Below are 13,959 nucleotides of genomic sequence, written 5' to 3'. Positions count from 1 at the left end.
GGTTTATGGAAGAAGTAAAGATAGGGCTTTTAGGTTTTGGCACTGTAGGAACCGGAGTATTTGAGTTATTAGAAAAGAACCGAGAGCTTATAAAAGAAAGGATTGGTTTAGTTCCGGTTATTAAAAAAATTTTGGTTAGAGACCTAAAAAAATCAAGAAATACTCAAGTGAATCCAGAATTATTTACTACCTCCTTTGAGGAAATATTAGAAGATCCTGAGATTTCTATCGTTTGTGAGTTGATAGGAGGGATTTCTCCTGCCAAAGATTATGTTTTAAGGGCCTTACAAAAAGGGAAAGAGGTGGTTACGGCCAATAAAGCCATACTTGCTGAGTATGGAGATGAAATCTGGGGTGAGGCTTTAAAGAACGGAAGATTTTTAGGGTTTGAAGCCTCGGTAGGCGGAGGAATACCTATAATAAAAACCCTTAGAGAGGCTCTTATTGGGAATGAGATAAAGTCTATAGTCGGGATAGTAAACGGGACTACAAATTATATCCTTACTAAGATGTTAGAAGAAAACATGGATTTTAGAGAAGCTTTAAAAGAGGCACAAAAAAAGGGCTATGCAGAGGCAGACCCTACCTTAGATATAAATGGAATGGATGCCGCCCACAAGATAGCTATTTTAGCCTCTCTTTCTTTTGGTAGTTTTATTAAATCCTCTCAAGTTTATGTAGAAGGGATAGAAGATATAGACCTTATGGACCTTACTTTTGCTAAAAATTTTGGTTATATCATCAAATTGTTAGCCTATGCTATTAAGCAAAAGAATTATATAGAAGTGAGGGTTCATCCTACCCTTATTCCTGAAAATCATGTGTTAGCCTCTATTCGGTTAAACTACAATGCTTTTTATCTTACAGGAGATTTTGTAGGAGATGTATTACTTTATGGTTTAGGGGCAGGTAAAGAACCTACGGCTAGTGCGGTAGTAAGCGACATCATAACTGCTATAGAATTTTCTTATTTTAGAAAAAAGCCTTTTATAAAATATCCCTTGACCTTTAGCCAGAAAAGTTATAAAATAAGATCCATGGATGAGGTAGAGTTTAAATACTATTTTCGTTTTTCTGCGTTAGATAAACCTGGGGTATTGTCAAAAATTTCTGGTGTTTTAGGAAAATATAACATAAGTATTGCTTCAGTGGTTCAGATAGGAAGGCAAAAAAAGAAACAAGCGGTGCCTATAGTAATGCTTACTCATGAAGCTAAAGAAAAAAACGTAGCAAAGGCATTAGAAGAAATAGATAATTTAGAAGTAGTAAGTGCACCTACTAAAAAATATCGTATTATGGACTTTTAACCTAAGCAAAAGGGAAATATTATGAAAATAAAAGTAGAGATGGGACAATATCAGATTTTAAAAGATAATCCTGCAGTCTTAACTACTGGTTTTTTGGGAAGTGGTTTAGCCATTGGTGTGGTTGATAAAACACACCCACAAGGCGGGTTGTGTTGCTTTGTTTTGCCTTATAAAGATTTAGACATAGAGGTAGAAGATGATTTAGTAGTGTTTTCTGGAGAAAACCTTTTACCTTTGTTTTTAGAAGAAATGGAGAAGTCTGGAATAAATTGGAGTAATGTTAAAATCGTGGTTGCTGGAGGAAGTGTTTACCAAAATAACCCTGAATTTTTGAACCTTGCAGATTTAAACCTCAAAATAACTAAAATGATGTTTAAAAGATATATGATACATGAAGATTCTATAATTTTTAGGACAGGTCTTAACAGTGCATTGGAGGTTGAAGTAGATTTAGAAGAAAAAGCCATAAAAATAAAAATAGATGGGAAAGAAGAGAAACTATGATAGAACAAGTATTAGAAAAAATTTTTGATAAGGTTGACAAGATTCCTACCTTTCCTAAGGTAGCCATGCAGGCTTTGGAGCTTTTGAGAAAAGAAGAGGTAGATTTAAAGGAGGTAGAAAGGGTTATTAAAAGCGACCCTGGAATTGTAGCCAACTTTTTGAAGATTGTTAACTCACCTGCTTTTGGTTTACCTCAAAAAGTAGATTCTTTATTTAAAGCTTTGATGCTTCTTGGGGTTAACCAAATTAAATTTATCATCGTTGCCTCTGTAGCTAAAAATTATTTTGAAAAGGATTTGATAGGTTATGGAATAAGCTCCGAAGATATTTGGTTGCATTCTTTAGCTTGTGGTTTTATAGCAGAAGAAATAGCTTTAGATGTTGGGTTTTCGATAAACAAGATAGAGGCAGTTTATGTAGCTTCAGTTTTGCATGACATAGGAAAAATCGTTTTAGACATCTATACCAAGCTTGAACTAAACAAGTTTATAAAGACCTATGAAGAAAACATAAAACAAGATTTTCTACAAGTAGAGTGGTTGGTTCTTGGTGTAGACCATGGTTTAGTGGGAGCAACCCTTTTACAGAGATGGGGTTTTCCTGAAAACATTTATTTTGCGATAAGAGCTCATCATGACCCTGACCTTATGTTGCAAAGCGATGTGGCAGCTATAGTTGCACTTTCTAATATGTTAACCAATATGTTGGGAATAGGTGGAGGAGTAGACGTTTTTAAGTATAAAGTTCCTTCCCAGCTTTTAAGTTTTTTAGGCTTAAAACAAGAGAGACTATTAAAGTATATGAAAATAGGTCTTTATAAATCATTAGTTTTTAAAAAGGAATTTTAGAATTTTGTTTTTAAAAACCTCTTGACAAAAAAAATAAAAGTTGAATATTTTATATAAACTTCAAAATCAAAGGGAGGAGGTAAGGGAGATGAAGAAGGTAGTATCTTTCATGTTAAGTTTGGCTTTAGCAGGTGTGATTGGTTTAGCTGGATGTCAGCAGAAGAAGGAAGAGGCTCCAAAGCCTGAGGCACCAAAGACTGAGGCTCCAGCTCCTGCAGCCCAGCCAGCTAATCAGACAGAACAGCCAGCTCAACCTGCAGGTGAGAAACCAGCTGAGAAACCTGCCGAGAAGCCAGCTGAAAAACCAGCTGAAAAGAAGTAAAATAAAAGGGAGAGGTGTAAACTATGTTGAAAAAATTGTTAGGAACAGTAGTAGCTTTAGCTCTTTTAACCTCTCCTGTTTTCGCTGCTGAACAAGTAGCTAAACCAGAAGCTACCAAAGGTAATGCTACCGAGAAAAAGGTGGAAAAGAAAGTAGAGAAAAAAGACAAGAAAAAAGAAACAAAAAAAGAAGAAAAAGCTGCTAAACCAGCCGGTGCTAAGAAAAAAGTAGAGGGCTGCTAAGTTTTATAAAGAATTTAATTCCCCGGGAAAGCCTTTTTCCCGGGTTTTTATCTATTATTTTTTGGGATGGTGTTTTGTAAATAATTTTTCATGTAAGATTATAAGATCTGGATGTTTATCAAACTCAGGTTTTAATCCTATAGGTTCTATTTTGTAGTAATCTGCCATAAAATAAGCGTTAGCCAATACTATTAGGTCATGGTCAGAAAAGATAATTTTATGCTTAGTATGCTTTTTATGATATCCCCATGCTTTTCCATAAGGAGGACCATAGGTGGGTTCGTGGATGACGATAATTTTTTTAAACTCTATCTCTGGTTTAATCCCAAAATAGATAAAGATATCATACCAACTATACCCTCGATTACGTAAATCTATGATAAAATCCGGACTAACCCTTCTTTTTTTACTTATATAAAGGACTAACGGTATTTCTTCTTCTCTAATGGTAGAAGCTTTCTTTTTAAGGATGATAATTGTTTCCTTTGGAACCTGGAAGTAGTCTCCTACCGCTAAAAAAAAGTGATCTATTCGATTTTCAGAAATAGAAACTCCAAGGTTGATATTTTCTGCTTTTAAGTTTATGGGAGTTAACAAAAAGAATAAACAAACTCCTAAAATTCCCCTTTTAAACTTTTTTTTCATGTTTTATCCTCCTGCAATTTTTATGTTAAGGTTTGTTTAACACATTTTGTTTTGTATAATAAAACAAAAGCTTATAAGTTAGAGAGGGACAGGGACTCCATTTTTGGTAGGCCTTTGAGCCTCTTAAGGAGTATGTCCCTCTGTCCCTCAACACCCGATAAGTTGGTTGGGCTACCAAAGCCCCAGCTACTCGGGAGGATGGTGTGAGGGACAAAAATCTTAAAAAGGAGGTAGCATCATGACCCATTACATCGGTGTTGACATTTCTAAAGATAACTTCCACTTCTGCATCCTTAACCATGAAGCTAAAACCCTCTCCTCCGGCAAACTCTCTATGTCTCTTCAAGGCTTCTCTGATTTCTTTAACCTTCTCAAAACCCTCTCTGACCCTATCGTTGTTATGGAATCCTCTGGTAGGTTCCACATCCCCCTTTACTGCTTCCTCGTTGAAAAAGATATCCAAACCTTCATCCTTAACCCTAAAATCGTCCACAGATTCTTTGAATTTATCTCCGCTAACAACCCCTCTAAATACGACACAAAAGATGCCAAAATCCTTGCACTCTTCGCTCTTAATAACCCTGAATTCCTTAAATCCTATCCTGAAAACTCTGAACTCCGTAGTGCTTCTCGTCTTATCCAAAAACTTAAACATGAACTTGCTGAAGCTAAAACTCAAATCAAATACGCCCTCACTGTTCTTTTCCCAGAAGCTGAAAAGCACTTTAATATTTACTCCCACTCCTTCCTTAACATACTCCTTAAATTCCCCTCTGCTAAAACCCTTAAAAAAGCTAAACCAAATGAAATTTCCGAAATTATTAAATCCTCTGTTCCTAAAGGTAAAACCCCTTCCTTTTCTCCCGATGAAGTCATAAACCTTGCTAAAAACTCTATCGGGGTTGACAATCCTTATCTCTCTCAAACTCTTATCATCTACATCGAAAAACTCTTTTTCCTTGAGCCAAGAATAAAAAAGCTTGAAGAGATGCTTGTAGAGAAAATGGATGAAGACCAGCAAGAACAAATTAAGCTCATTTCCTCTATAAAAGGTATTTCCTCTAAACTTGCAAGTCTCTTTTTGGCTGAAATCAGAGACGTAAAAAGATTTTCTAATGCCAAAAAGCTCATAAAGTTTGCGGGCACAGACCCAGTAACAAAACAATCTGGTAAGTATAAAGCTAAGATGAGCATATCTAAGCAAGGGTCGAGCTTTCTCAGAAATGTTCTTTTCCAGATGGCGGTAGGTGTAGTAAAATGGAATTTTTACTTCAGATCCTATTTTATACGTAAGAAGAAAAACTTTGGCAGTTATAAGAAAGCTATGATAGCAGTTGTAAACAAACTTATAAGAGTTATCTATGCAATTTGTAGAAAAAAAACTTTCTTTAATCCTGCTTTTTCTAAGTTCCCTGTTCTGGAGGTCTCTCATGTTTAATTCCTATTTTCTGATAGTTGACTCCTTTTATTTAGTTTTTTGGATTTTATTAGCAAAAGATGTGCCTAAGGTTAGACTTAGAAAATAGGAGTTTTAAACGATTTATAGAGGGGGTAAAGTTTTAAGTATTTTATAGATTTTGTAAAAAAGTAAAAAGTTGTAATTTTTACATGGTTAGCTTATATCTTTTTAAAAAGGAAAAAAATTTTTTTTAAAAAGAAAAAAGAGTTTGTTGTTTAAGATAGGGTTCTTCTGGTTCAAAGGCTGCAAACACTTTAACTACTCCATACTCTCCATCGTAGCCAGGCTTAACAAAGACTTCACCTTTTCTGACTCTAAGTATGGCTTCTGTCAGTTTTTCAGGGAAAAGGTTAAACAAATCTTCTTCGGGTAGTTTGAGAAGTAAGTTAATCTCTGTATCAGCCATAGAGGTGTATTGTTCGTAAAGCTTGGTTAAGGTTTTAGAGGTCGGAGAAAGGTTGAAGACCTCGCTTAGGATTTCTATCAAGGGTACTAAATGTATTGAAAGAGGTTTATTAGAAGGCCTATAGGTTTCGTCTCTATCAGCCAAGTCTTCTATCCTGTGAAGTACTCCTATGGTTAATTTTCCGCCACATTTAGGACATTTAAAGCCTAAAGCTTTAGCCTCCTTAGGAGAAAGACACACTTTACAGCTTCTGTGTCCGTCATAATGATATTTGCCTTCTTCAGGATAAAATTCTACAGTAAAAGCAAGGTTTCCTGTTTTTATTGAAGAATAAATGTTTTCATAGGTAAGAGGATAAAAAAAGGCGGTAGCCTCTCGTCCTAATTTGGCAGGGGAGTGGGCATCAGAACAAGAAATAAGGGCAATATGGTCTAATTTTGAGATCCTCCAGTTCATTTCCGGGTCTGAAGAAAGCCCGGTTTCTATAGCGTAGATATAAGGAGTAGCTTCTTCAAAAGCTTCTTCAAGGCTATCAAAACCAGAAAAAGCTCCAAAAATAGAATACCAAGGTGTCCAGGCATGGGCAGGAATAACTAAAATTTTTTCTGAAATTTTCATCAAATCTAATACCAGTTTTTTACAAGAAATCCCAAAAGTAGGCCTTCCGTCTGCAGTAAGAGAACCGAGTTTAGAAAGATAAAGGTTTATCTCTTCCGCTACTTCAAAGTTAGGAGCTATAATTACAAGATGGACCCTTCGGTTGGTTTTATTTCCCTGAGAAAAAATAAGAGAGACCTCAGAAGTAAGAATAAATTTAGGACCTTCAGGTAGGTCTTTAAAGATTAAAAGGTCTGAAACAGGGTCAAATTCAAGCTGAGTTTTTAGTTCTTTAAACCAAGCAGGATGGGTAAAATCTCCGGTACCTATCAATGAGAGCCCTTTTTTCTTTCCAATCCTTGCAATTTGGGGAATTTCCATAGACCGGCTACAAGCTCTACTATATTTTGAGTGAATATGAAGGTCAGCCAAAAAAGAATTTTCTAAAAGTTCTTTTGAAGGTAAAGTTTGATTTTTATTTTGCATTTTATATTAACTTTATCAAACTTAGGTTTTTTTGTCAATCCTATGTAGGACAAACTTTTTCCCTTGACAAAACCTAAAGTATATTTTATTTTTAAAAAATAAATTAGAAACTTAAAGAATGACGAGGAGGTTTTATAAATGGATTTTCAAGAAATTGTCAGCTTAGAGGAAAAGATAGATACCATTATTTCTTTAGTAGTTCAGCTTAGAAATGAAAAAGAAGAGCTTATAAATAAATTAAAAATGAAAGAGGAGGAAAACGCAAGGCTTATAGAGGAAATAGAAAGGAGGGAGGAGGAAAGGAGAGCTTTAAAAGAAAGAATTGGCAGTTTGATAGAGAAACTCTCCCAAATATAGATTAAATAAGCTTATAAACCATGTTAAACTCAAAAGAAGTTAGTTTTAATTTTTTAGGTCAAAGTTTTACCTTTCGAGCTTACATCTCGGAAGAAGAAATAACAGAGGTTATGGCTTATTTAGAGGAAAAAAAGAAAGAAGTAGAAAATATTAAGAAGGTGTCTACTTTTAAGCTGGCTGTTTGGCTACTTTTGCAGGTAGCCCATGATTACGTTAAGCTTAAAAAAGAAAAAGAACAGTTAGAAGAGTATCTTAAGATACAAGTTTTAAAACTGGGAGAGTTTTTAGAAAAGGAAAAGCCATACCTGGGGTGCTCGTGGAAAGAGTAACGCCCTGCCAAGCTAACATCAAAAGTTTGTTGGGGTTAGGTGGATCTGGGGTCTTTTGCTCGTTAAGAGCTTCTAAGATTATCCAGACCCCACCCCTAAGGTTTTAAGCTAAGAGCTTGGAGCAGGGAGCTCCCACGACACCCTGGGGTTTATCATAAGTCTTGTTATTATATATCTTTTTTCTCCTCCCTCCTTAAAAAATCATATATAAAGGAGGCATTCTTATGGGTCTTTTGTTAGGTTTAGTTTTAGGGTTGATCTTAGGTGTGGTTGCTGTTTTTGTTTATTTCTATCTTCAAAGAAAAAGAAGTCTTTTGGTTCAAAAGACCGCAGAAGAAATCATCAAAGAGGCAGAAAACAAGGCTAAAGAAGTTTTAGATAGAGCTGAAACTGAGGCCAAATTAAAGCTTCAACAGGCAGAGCTCAAAGTTAAAGAACAGCTTTTAGTTCACAAACAAAGATTAGAAGAAGAGTTTAATAAAAGGCTTCAAGAAGTGATCTTAAAAGAAGAAAGGATTGCAGGTAAAGAAGAATACCTTTCTAAAAAAGAAAATGACCTTTTTAAAAGAGAAGAACAGCTTTTAAAAAGAGAAGAAAATTTAGAAAAAAAGCTAAGAGATATTGAAGAACTCAAGAAAACATTAGAAGAACAAAAAAATGAAGTAGAAAGAATTTACCAGCAGGCAAAAGAAGAACTTGAAAAATTAGCTGGACTTTCTGAGAAAGAGGCTAAAGAGATTTTACTTAAAAGGGTTGATGAGGAGTTGATAGAGGAAAAGGCAAAATTAATTATGAAAATAGAAAATGAAATCAAGGAAGAGGCTAAAAGAAAAAGCCAAGAGCTTCTTTCCTATTCAGTGGCTAAAGCTGCTATTCCTTTTGTAACTGAAAAGACAGTTTCTACCGTCCAACTTCCTAATGAGGAAATGAAGGGTAGAATTATAGGAAGAGAAGGGAGAAACATTCGTACTTTTGAGACCTTAACAGGGGTTGATCTTTTAATAGACGATACACCTGAGGTGGTGGTGCTTTCTTGTGTAGACCCACTGAGGAGAGAAATAGCACGTTTAGCTTTAGAAAGGTTGATAGCAGACGGAAGGATCCATCCTACCAGAATAGAAGAGGTGGTTAAACAGGTAGAAGAAGAGATGGAACAACATCTTATAGAAATAGGTGAAAAAGCTTGCTTTGAGTTAGGGGTTTATGGTCTTCATCTTGAGTTGGTAAAAATGTTAGGTAAACTTAAATATAGAACAAGCTACAGCCAAAACGTACTTCAGCATTCTATAGAAACAGCCATTATTTGTGGTGCTTTAGCAGGAGAATTAGGTATAGATGTTAAAAAAGCCAAAAGGGCTGCTTTACTACATGACATCGGTAAGGCTGCTTCCTATGAGTTAGAAGGTCCTCATGCTTTAATAGGGGCTGAAATCGCAAGAAAATATGGGGAAGATGAAGAAATAGTGAATGCTATAGCCTCTCACCATGAAGATATTCCAATAAGCAGCCTTTTAGGCATCCTTTTACAGATAGCTGATGCTATTTCAGGTGCAAGACCTGGTGCTAGAAGAGAACTTTTAGAAGCTTACATAAAGAGAATAAAGGAATTAGAATCTATAGCCTACTCTTTTGAAGGGGTTGAAAAAGCCTTTGCCATACAGGCAGGTAGAGAAATAAGGGTAATCGTAGATGATAAAAAGATTACAGACGAACAGGCTTATGTATTGGCCAGAGAAATTGCTCAAAAAATCGAAAAAGAGGTGACTTATCCGGGTATCATTAGGGTTACTGTAATAAGAGAAACCAGAGTGATAGAATACGCAAAATAAGATAAAAGGTGTTTTTATGGAAAAAAAAATAAAGGTTTTGTTTTTAGGAGATATCGTAGGTAGTGCGGGTAGAAAAGCGGTTAAAGAGCTACTCCCTGAACTTTTAAAAAAATATAAACCCGATTTTGTAGCAGCTAACGGAGAAAACGCCGCAGGTGGTTATGGTCTCACAGAAAAAGTCGTAGAAGAACTCTTTTCATATGGTATAGATGTATTAACTTCAGGTAATCATATTTGGAAAAAGGAATTTTATCCCTACCTTAATAAGTCTGAAAGGGTTATAAGGCCTGCTAACTATGGGGAAGGGGCACCAGGAAAGGGATGGACTATTTATACTAAAAAAAATTTAAAATTAGGTATAATTAACTTAGAAGGGCGTGTTTTTATGCGCCCTTTAATTAACCCTTTTTTAGTAGGTAAAAAATTAGCCTTAGAAATAAAAAAAGAAACACCGTTTATTTTGGTGGATTTTCATGCAGAGGCTACCTCAGAAAAAATAGCTTTAGGTTATTTTTTGGACGGCTTAGTTTCTGCAGTGATAGGCACTCATACCCATGTCCAAACTTCAGACGCCAGAATTTTACCTCAAAATACTGGTTATATAACAGATGTAGGGATGTGTGGAGCGGTAGAAAGTATTATCGGAATGAAGATAGATCAAGCTATAGAAATGTATCTTAATATGGTCCCAAGAAAATTAGAGGTAGAAAAGACGGGAAAACTTAAGCTTGAAGGAGTTTTTTTGGAATTAAACGAAACAGGAAAAGCTTCTTTTATCGAAAATTTTAGGTTTATTTTTTAGGTTGATTTTTTTTCCACCATTTTTGAAAAAGGGTACGTTTTAAGGGAGAAAGTCGGTCTACAAAGAGTATCCCTTCTAAATGGTCGTACTCATGTTGAAACGCTATGGCATGTAACCCATCAAGCTCTTTTTCAACAAGATTTCCTTGTAAATCTAAAGCTCTTATATAAAGCTTAGAGTATCTTTCTACCTTGGCATAATACCCTGGAATACTAAGGCATCCTTCTTCGTAAGTGGTATATCCTTCAGCCTGTAAAATTTCTGGGTTTATATAGACCTCTAACTTAGGGGTTCCCTCCTTCTGCAAGATGTCTAACAAAAAAATCCTCTTTAAAACCCCTACTTGGTTGGCTGCTAACCCAAGTCCTTTAGCCTTATACATGGTTTGAGCCATTTCCTCAACCAACTTTTTAATCTCCCCATCTATGTTCTCTACAGGCAAAGCCTTTTCTCTTAAAGTAGGATGACCTAAGGTTAATATTTCCATGTTTTTCTCCCAAATAAGTTTTTATAAATATTATTTTAAAATTGATTTAAATTTTTTCAATTGCCTAGTACCATATTTAGTAATCCTGTTAAGGATTGGTTAGATAATACTGCTAAATAATATCAAAGGCTCTATCTTTTAAAGAGATAAACCCTTTTTATATCGTTTGGGATGACAAAGGCTTAAGAGTTTAGGTTTTATAGAGAATTTTAAATAGTTAAACAAGATTTTTTGGTAAATAGGCTTTTTTTAGAGTTGTCAAAAAGCTTATTAGAAGGCATAATAATAAAAAATAAGACAAAAAAAATCTGGAGGTATAGATATGAAGGCTATATTTTTAGTGTCAAACAGACCTTTTACCGGAAGAAACGTTTTAGCTTTAGGACTGGCTTTAAACCTTAAAGAAAAAGGTAATAAGGTTGGGTACATGAAGCTAATAGGTAAAGTTCCGATAAAGGTAGGAGATAAGATCCTTGACGAAGAAGCCATGTTTATCCATCAGGTCTTAGAAAGTGAAGACCCGGTTGAGTGGTCCTGCCCGTTTGTGTTTACTTATGATATCCAGTATAAACTTTTTGAAGGAGAAGGTGTAAGTTTAGACCAACAGATAAAAGAGGTGATAAAAAAACAAGCTGAACTTAAAGATTATCTTTTTGTCGTAGGAGGAGACAACATTTTTGAAGGCTACAGCCTGGGGATAGATTGTTTTCATTTGATAAAAGAGTTAGATGCCAAGGGAGTAATAGTTCAGCTTTGGGATGGGGAGACCTCGGTAGACGATATCCTTGGGATAAGGGAGCTTTTGGGTGCAAGTTTTGCGGGTGCGGTGATAAACAAGGTCCCTGTTGAGGAGTATCCTTATGTAAAGGAGAAGGTGGTGTCTTATTTAGAAGGGAAAGGGGTAGAGGTTTTAGGGGTATTTAAGCGGGATAAGTTGCTTGAGGCAGTAACGGTTAGGACGTTGCTTGAGGTGGTTAACGGAGGGATAGTGTGTTGTGAGGATAAGCTTGATGAGTTTGTAGAGAACATAACGATCGGTGCGATGGACCCTGAGAATGCGATGAGGTATTTTTTGAGGATACCTAACAAGGTGGTGATAACCGGTGTAAACAGGACAGACATTCAGATTTTAGCCTTAGAGACCTCTACTAAGTGTTTACTTTTGACAGGAGGATTATACCCAAGTGAGATGGTGGTTAACATAGCTAAGACCAAAGGGGTGCCTGTGGTGGTTACTTCTCTTGATACCTTTTCCTCGGTTGATAGGATCCAAAATTTAGTGGGCAAGGCCATTCTCAAAGAGAAAGGCAAAGCTTTAAGGGCTAAAGAGATGGTAATGAAAGAACTTAGTTTGGAAAGGTTTTTAAACTTGGTAAGAGGATAAAGGTTATGGGTGAAAAGTTAGTTTTAGCCAAGTGGATAGTTCCATCAGCCTACGAAAAACCTATAAGAGACGGAGGAATTTTAATAAAAGACGGATTTATTTTAGACATAGGTCTTGGAGAAGAGCTTAAGGTGAAATATCCAAATGCAAATAAAGAGGTGTTTAAAAGTGGTATAATTATCCCAGGGTTGGTAAACGGGCATACCCATATTCCGATGAGTATTTTGAGGGGGATAGCAGAAGACCTATCCCTTATGACTTGGCTACATCAGTATATCTTTCCGGTAGAAGCTAAACTAAAGAGAGATTGGGTTTATTGGGGAAGTTTACTTTCTATCATAGAGATGATAAGGTCAGGAATTACACTTTTCTGTGATATGTACCTTTTTGAAGAAGAAGTAATAAAAGCCGTTGAGGAAGCCGGGGTAAAGGCTTTGGTTGGTGAAGGACTTTTTGATTTTCCCTCTCCTAGTTATGGCCCTTTAGAAAAAGGTTTTGAACTTACAGAAAGTTTGTTAAAAAATTTTCAGAACCATTCTTTAATAAAAATAGCAGTATGTCCTCATACTTTATACACCTGTTCTTCTGAAACGGTAAAAAGGTGTATTAAACTTACAGAAAAATATGGAGTTAAACTTCACATTCATCTTTCCGAAAATCAGGAAGAAATAAAGGTAGTAAAAGAACGTTATGGTAAAACTCCGATAGAACTTCTTTATGATATAGGAGGGGTTAATGAAAACCTTATAGCGGTTCATGGAGTTAAGATAACTCCTAAGGAAATAGAGCTTATGGCTCAGGCTAAGGCCAGTTTTGTTCATTGTCCTGAAAGTAATTTAAAGTTAGGATCAGGAATCGCACCGATACCTGAAGTGATAAAAGCTGGGATAAACTTAGCCTTAGGCACCGATGGCCCTGCCAGCAATAACGACCTTGATATGTTTTCTGAGATGCGAACAGCAAGTTTAATACAGAAAGGAGTAAAGGAAGACCCAACGGTTATAACGGCTAAAGATATTTTTTACGCTGCTACAGAAGGTGGGGCTAAAGCCTTGGGTTTTTCAGATACAGGTAAACTAGCTATAGGTTATAAAGCTGACCTTGCAGTAATAGACCTTTCTAATCATTCTTTACAGCCAGACTATAATCCTTTTGCTTTGATAGTTTATACAGCCAAGGCAGGGTGTGTTTCTCATCTAATGGTTGACGGAAGATGGATCATGAAGGATTATAAAATCCTTCATATAGATGAAGACATGGTAATAGAACAGATAGATAGAATAAAAACAGAAGTTTGGGAGATTATTACCTAAAAGATTAAATGAGGCGATTTTCCTCTTTGAGGCATTTTGCATCACCACAATTTTAATAAAAATAGACATTTTTTTTGTTTTCTTAGTGTGCAAGTCAGGCATAAATTTTGTTATAAGAATGTTGTAAGTAAAATATATTAGTGAAATTTTTAACAAAGCTATTTTAAATTTTAGTATGTTTGTAATATAGAATTTAATAACTACAAATCATATTTATAAGGAGGGGCTTATGATTGAGATTGAAAAAATAAAAGTAAGAGATGTAATGACTACACCTGTGGCTACCATCGACGGTAACGCAACAGTAAAAGAAGCGGCAGAACTTATGATGAAAACCGGTTATAGAGGATTGGTAGTAGATAAGGTAGATGAAGAAGATGCCTACGGAATTATTACGGTTAAAGACATAGTTTATAAGGTTATAGCTAAAGGGTTACCTTTAGAAAAGGTCAGGGTTTTAGAAGTTATGACCAAACCTTGTATCACTGTTCCAGATTATTATGATATCAAATATGCGGCTAAACTCATGTCGATGGCAAATGTAGTAAGACTTCCTGTAACCTCAGGAGGAAAACTGGTAGGTATGGTAACTTTAAGAGACATCATAAAGCCGCATGTATAAATCTAATGGTTTACATAAAA

The 13,959-nt window shown here is 35.6% G+C and carries 17 protein-coding genes; 13 read left to right on the top strand and 4 right to left on the bottom strand.

Going from position 1 to position 13,959, the window contains the following annotated elements; all coding sequences use genetic code 11:
* Nucleotides 1–5: 5 nt before the first annotated feature.
* From F1847_RS05970 to F1847_RS05950, 5 genes are all read left to right on the top strand, one after another.
* Complete coding sequence (locus F1847_RS05970) at nucleotides 6–1,307, top strand: homoserine dehydrogenase (protein WP_150072166.1); 1,302 nt, start codon at nucleotides 6–8, stop codon at nucleotides 1,305–1,307.
* A 21-nt stretch (nucleotides 1,308–1,328) separates the two neighbouring features.
* The gene (locus F1847_RS05965; RefSeq protein ID WP_150072165.1) at nucleotides 1,329–1,811 is read left to right on the top strand and encodes a chemotaxis protein CheD; all 483 of its coding nucleotides are present in this window, start codon (nucleotides 1,329–1,331) and stop codon (nucleotides 1,809–1,811) included.
* Nucleotides 1,808–2,659 carry an HDOD domain-containing protein gene (locus tag F1847_RS05960; RefSeq protein ID WP_150072164.1) on the top strand — a complete coding sequence of 284 codons (852 nt, stop codon included), beginning with the start codon at nucleotides 1,808–1,810 and terminating at the stop codon, nucleotides 2,657–2,659. Before F1847_RS05965 ends, F1847_RS05960 begins: the two co-directional genes overlap by 4 nt.
* Nucleotides 2,660–2,747: 88 nt before the next feature.
* Nucleotides 2,748–2,981, top strand: coding sequence for a hypothetical protein (locus tag F1847_RS05955; RefSeq protein WP_150072163.1), 234 nt, complete (start codon nucleotides 2,748–2,750; stop codon nucleotides 2,979–2,981).
* 23 nt (nucleotides 2,982–3,004) lie between these two features.
* Nucleotides 3,005–3,223 (top strand): hypothetical protein, encoded by a 219-nt coding sequence (locus F1847_RS05950; protein ID WP_150072162.1) that lies wholly within the window; start codon nucleotides 3,005–3,007, stop codon nucleotides 3,221–3,223.
* 54 nt (nucleotides 3,224–3,277) lie between these two features.
* Here the strand turns inward: F1847_RS05950 and F1847_RS05945 are convergent, their stop codons facing one another.
* Together F1847_RS05945 and F1847_RS05940 are read right to left on the bottom strand one after the other, a co-directional pair.
* Complete coding sequence (locus tag F1847_RS05945; protein WP_150072161.1) at nucleotides 3,278–3,868, bottom strand: hypothetical protein; 591 nt, start codon at nucleotides 3,866–3,868, stop codon at nucleotides 3,278–3,280.
* Between the two features lie 25 nt (nucleotides 3,869–3,893).
* Entirely contained in the window at nucleotides 3,894–4,151 is a 258-nt protein-coding gene (locus tag F1847_RS05940; protein WP_150071130.1) for a hypothetical protein, read from the bottom strand.
* Between F1847_RS05940 and F1847_RS05935 the strand changes: the two genes are divergently transcribed.
* Nucleotides 4,107–5,306 (top strand): IS110 family transposase, encoded by a 1,200-nt coding sequence (locus F1847_RS05935; RefSeq protein ID WP_150071129.1) that lies wholly within the window; start codon nucleotides 4,107–4,109, stop codon nucleotides 5,304–5,306. The two genes, F1847_RS05940 and F1847_RS05935, sit on opposite strands and share 45 nt — an antisense overlap.
* 211 nt (nucleotides 5,307–5,517) lie before the next feature.
* On the opposite strand, the gene F1847_RS05930 is transcribed toward F1847_RS05935, so the two are convergent.
* The gene (locus F1847_RS05930) at nucleotides 5,518–6,816 is read right to left on the bottom strand and encodes an endonuclease Q family protein (RefSeq protein ID WP_150072160.1); all 1,299 of its coding nucleotides are present in this window, start codon (nucleotides 6,814–6,816) and stop codon (nucleotides 5,518–5,520) included.
* Between the two features lie 138 nt (nucleotides 6,817–6,954).
* Between F1847_RS05930 and zapB the strand changes: the two genes are divergently transcribed.
* The 4 genes from zapB (at nucleotide 6,955) to F1847_RS05910 (ending at nucleotide 10,133) form a co-directional block, all read left to right on the top strand.
* On the top strand, nucleotides 6,955–7,173 hold the full coding sequence (gene zapB / locus F1847_RS05925) for a cell division protein ZapB (RefSeq protein WP_150072159.1): 219 nt from the start codon (nucleotides 6,955–6,957) through the stop codon (nucleotides 7,171–7,173).
* 20 nt (nucleotides 7,174–7,193) lie between these two features.
* Nucleotides 7,194–7,502, top strand: a complete 309-nt coding sequence (locus F1847_RS05920) for a cell division protein ZapA (RefSeq protein WP_150072158.1) — start codon at nucleotides 7,194–7,196, stop codon at nucleotides 7,500–7,502.
* A 224-nt stretch (nucleotides 7,503–7,726) separates the two neighbouring features.
* A complete protein-coding gene (rny, locus tag F1847_RS05915; RefSeq protein WP_150072157.1) occupies nucleotides 7,727–9,331 on the top strand; it encodes a ribonuclease Y in 1,605 nt (534 codons plus the stop codon).
* A gap of 16 nt (nucleotides 9,332–9,347) precedes the next feature.
* The gene (locus F1847_RS05910; RefSeq protein WP_240702769.1) at nucleotides 9,348–10,133 is read left to right on the top strand and encodes a TIGR00282 family metallophosphoesterase; all 786 of its coding nucleotides are present in this window, start codon (nucleotides 9,348–9,350) and stop codon (nucleotides 10,131–10,133) included.
* Here F1847_RS05910 and def read toward each other — a convergent pair.
* Nucleotides 10,123–10,620: a peptide deformylase gene (def, locus tag F1847_RS05905; protein ID WP_150072156.1), complete on the bottom strand. Its 498-nt coding sequence runs from the start codon at nucleotides 10,618–10,620 to the stop codon at nucleotides 10,123–10,125. The two genes, F1847_RS05910 and def, sit on opposite strands and share 11 nt — an antisense overlap.
* Nucleotides 10,621–10,942: 322 nt before the next feature.
* Here def and F1847_RS05900 point away from each other — a divergent pair, with 322 nt between their 5' ends.
* From F1847_RS05900 to F1847_RS05890, 3 genes are all read left to right on the top strand, one after another.
* The gene (locus tag F1847_RS05900) at nucleotides 10,943–12,004 is read left to right on the top strand and encodes a DRTGG domain-containing protein (protein WP_150072155.1); all 1,062 of its coding nucleotides are present in this window, start codon (nucleotides 10,943–10,945) and stop codon (nucleotides 12,002–12,004) included.
* Between the two features lie 5 nt (nucleotides 12,005–12,009).
* Nucleotides 12,010–13,317: an amidohydrolase family protein gene (locus F1847_RS05895; RefSeq protein WP_150072154.1), complete on the top strand. Its 1,308-nt coding sequence runs from the start codon at nucleotides 12,010–12,012 to the stop codon at nucleotides 13,315–13,317.
* Nucleotides 13,318–13,546: 229 nt separating this feature from the next.
* Entirely contained in the window at nucleotides 13,547–13,939 is a 393-nt protein-coding gene (locus F1847_RS05890) for a CBS domain-containing protein (RefSeq protein ID WP_150072153.1), read from the top strand.
* Nucleotides 13,940–13,959: the final 20 nt, after the last annotated feature.

The sequence above is a fragment of the Thermodesulfobacterium sp. TA1 genome (assembly GCF_008630935.1).
GTDB lineage: Bacteria > Desulfobacterota > Thermodesulfobacteria > Thermodesulfobacteriales > Thermodesulfobacteriaceae > Thermodesulfobacterium.
Note: the sequence above shows the minus strand (reverse complement) of the source record. Positions and strands in the feature narration are given on the sequence as shown.

Coding starts and splice junctions, on each gene's coding strand:
- def (WP_150072156.1), bottom strand. CDS start 10,620: ATGGAAATATTAACCTTAGGTCATCCTACTTTAAGAGAAAAGGCTTTG.
- F1847_RS05890 (WP_150072153.1), top strand. CDS start 13,547: ATGATTGAGATTGAAAAAATAAAAGTAAGAGATGTAATGACTACACCT.
- F1847_RS05945 (WP_150072161.1), bottom strand. CDS start 3,868: ATGAAAAAAAAGTTTAAAAGGGGAATTTTAGGAGTTTGTTTATTCTTT.
- rny (WP_150072157.1), top strand. CDS start 7,727: ATGGGTCTTTTGTTAGGTTTAGTTTTAGGGTTGATCTTAGGTGTGGTT.
- F1847_RS05935 (WP_150071129.1), top strand. CDS start 4,107: ATGACCCATTACATCGGTGTTGACATTTCTAAAGATAACTTCCACTTC.
- F1847_RS05950 (WP_150072162.1), top strand. CDS start 3,005: ATGTTGAAAAAATTGTTAGGAACAGTAGTAGCTTTAGCTCTTTTAACC.
- F1847_RS05910 (WP_240702769.1), top strand. CDS start 9,348: ATGGAAAAAAAAATAAAGGTTTTGTTTTTAGGAGATATCGTAGGTAGT.
- F1847_RS05970 (WP_150072166.1), top strand. CDS start 6: ATGGAAGAAGTAAAGATAGGGCTTTTAGGTTTTGGCACTGTAGGAACC.
- F1847_RS05955 (WP_150072163.1), top strand. CDS start 2,748: ATGAAGAAGGTAGTATCTTTCATGTTAAGTTTGGCTTTAGCAGGTGTG.
- F1847_RS05900 (WP_150072155.1), top strand. CDS start 10,943: ATGAAGGCTATATTTTTAGTGTCAAACAGACCTTTTACCGGAAGAAAC.
- F1847_RS05895 (WP_150072154.1), top strand. CDS start 12,010: ATGGGTGAAAAGTTAGTTTTAGCCAAGTGGATAGTTCCATCAGCCTAC.
- F1847_RS05920 (WP_150072158.1), top strand. CDS start 7,194: ATGTTAAACTCAAAAGAAGTTAGTTTTAATTTTTTAGGTCAAAGTTTT.
- F1847_RS05965 (WP_150072165.1), top strand. CDS start 1,329: ATGAAAATAAAAGTAGAGATGGGACAATATCAGATTTTAAAAGATAAT.
- zapB (WP_150072159.1), top strand. CDS start 6,955: ATGGATTTTCAAGAAATTGTCAGCTTAGAGGAAAAGATAGATACCATT.
- F1847_RS05930 (WP_150072160.1), bottom strand. CDS start 6,816: ATGCAAAATAAAAATCAAACTTTACCTTCAAAAGAACTTTTAGAAAAT.
- F1847_RS05960 (WP_150072164.1), top strand. CDS start 1,808: ATGATAGAACAAGTATTAGAAAAAATTTTTGATAAGGTTGACAAGATT.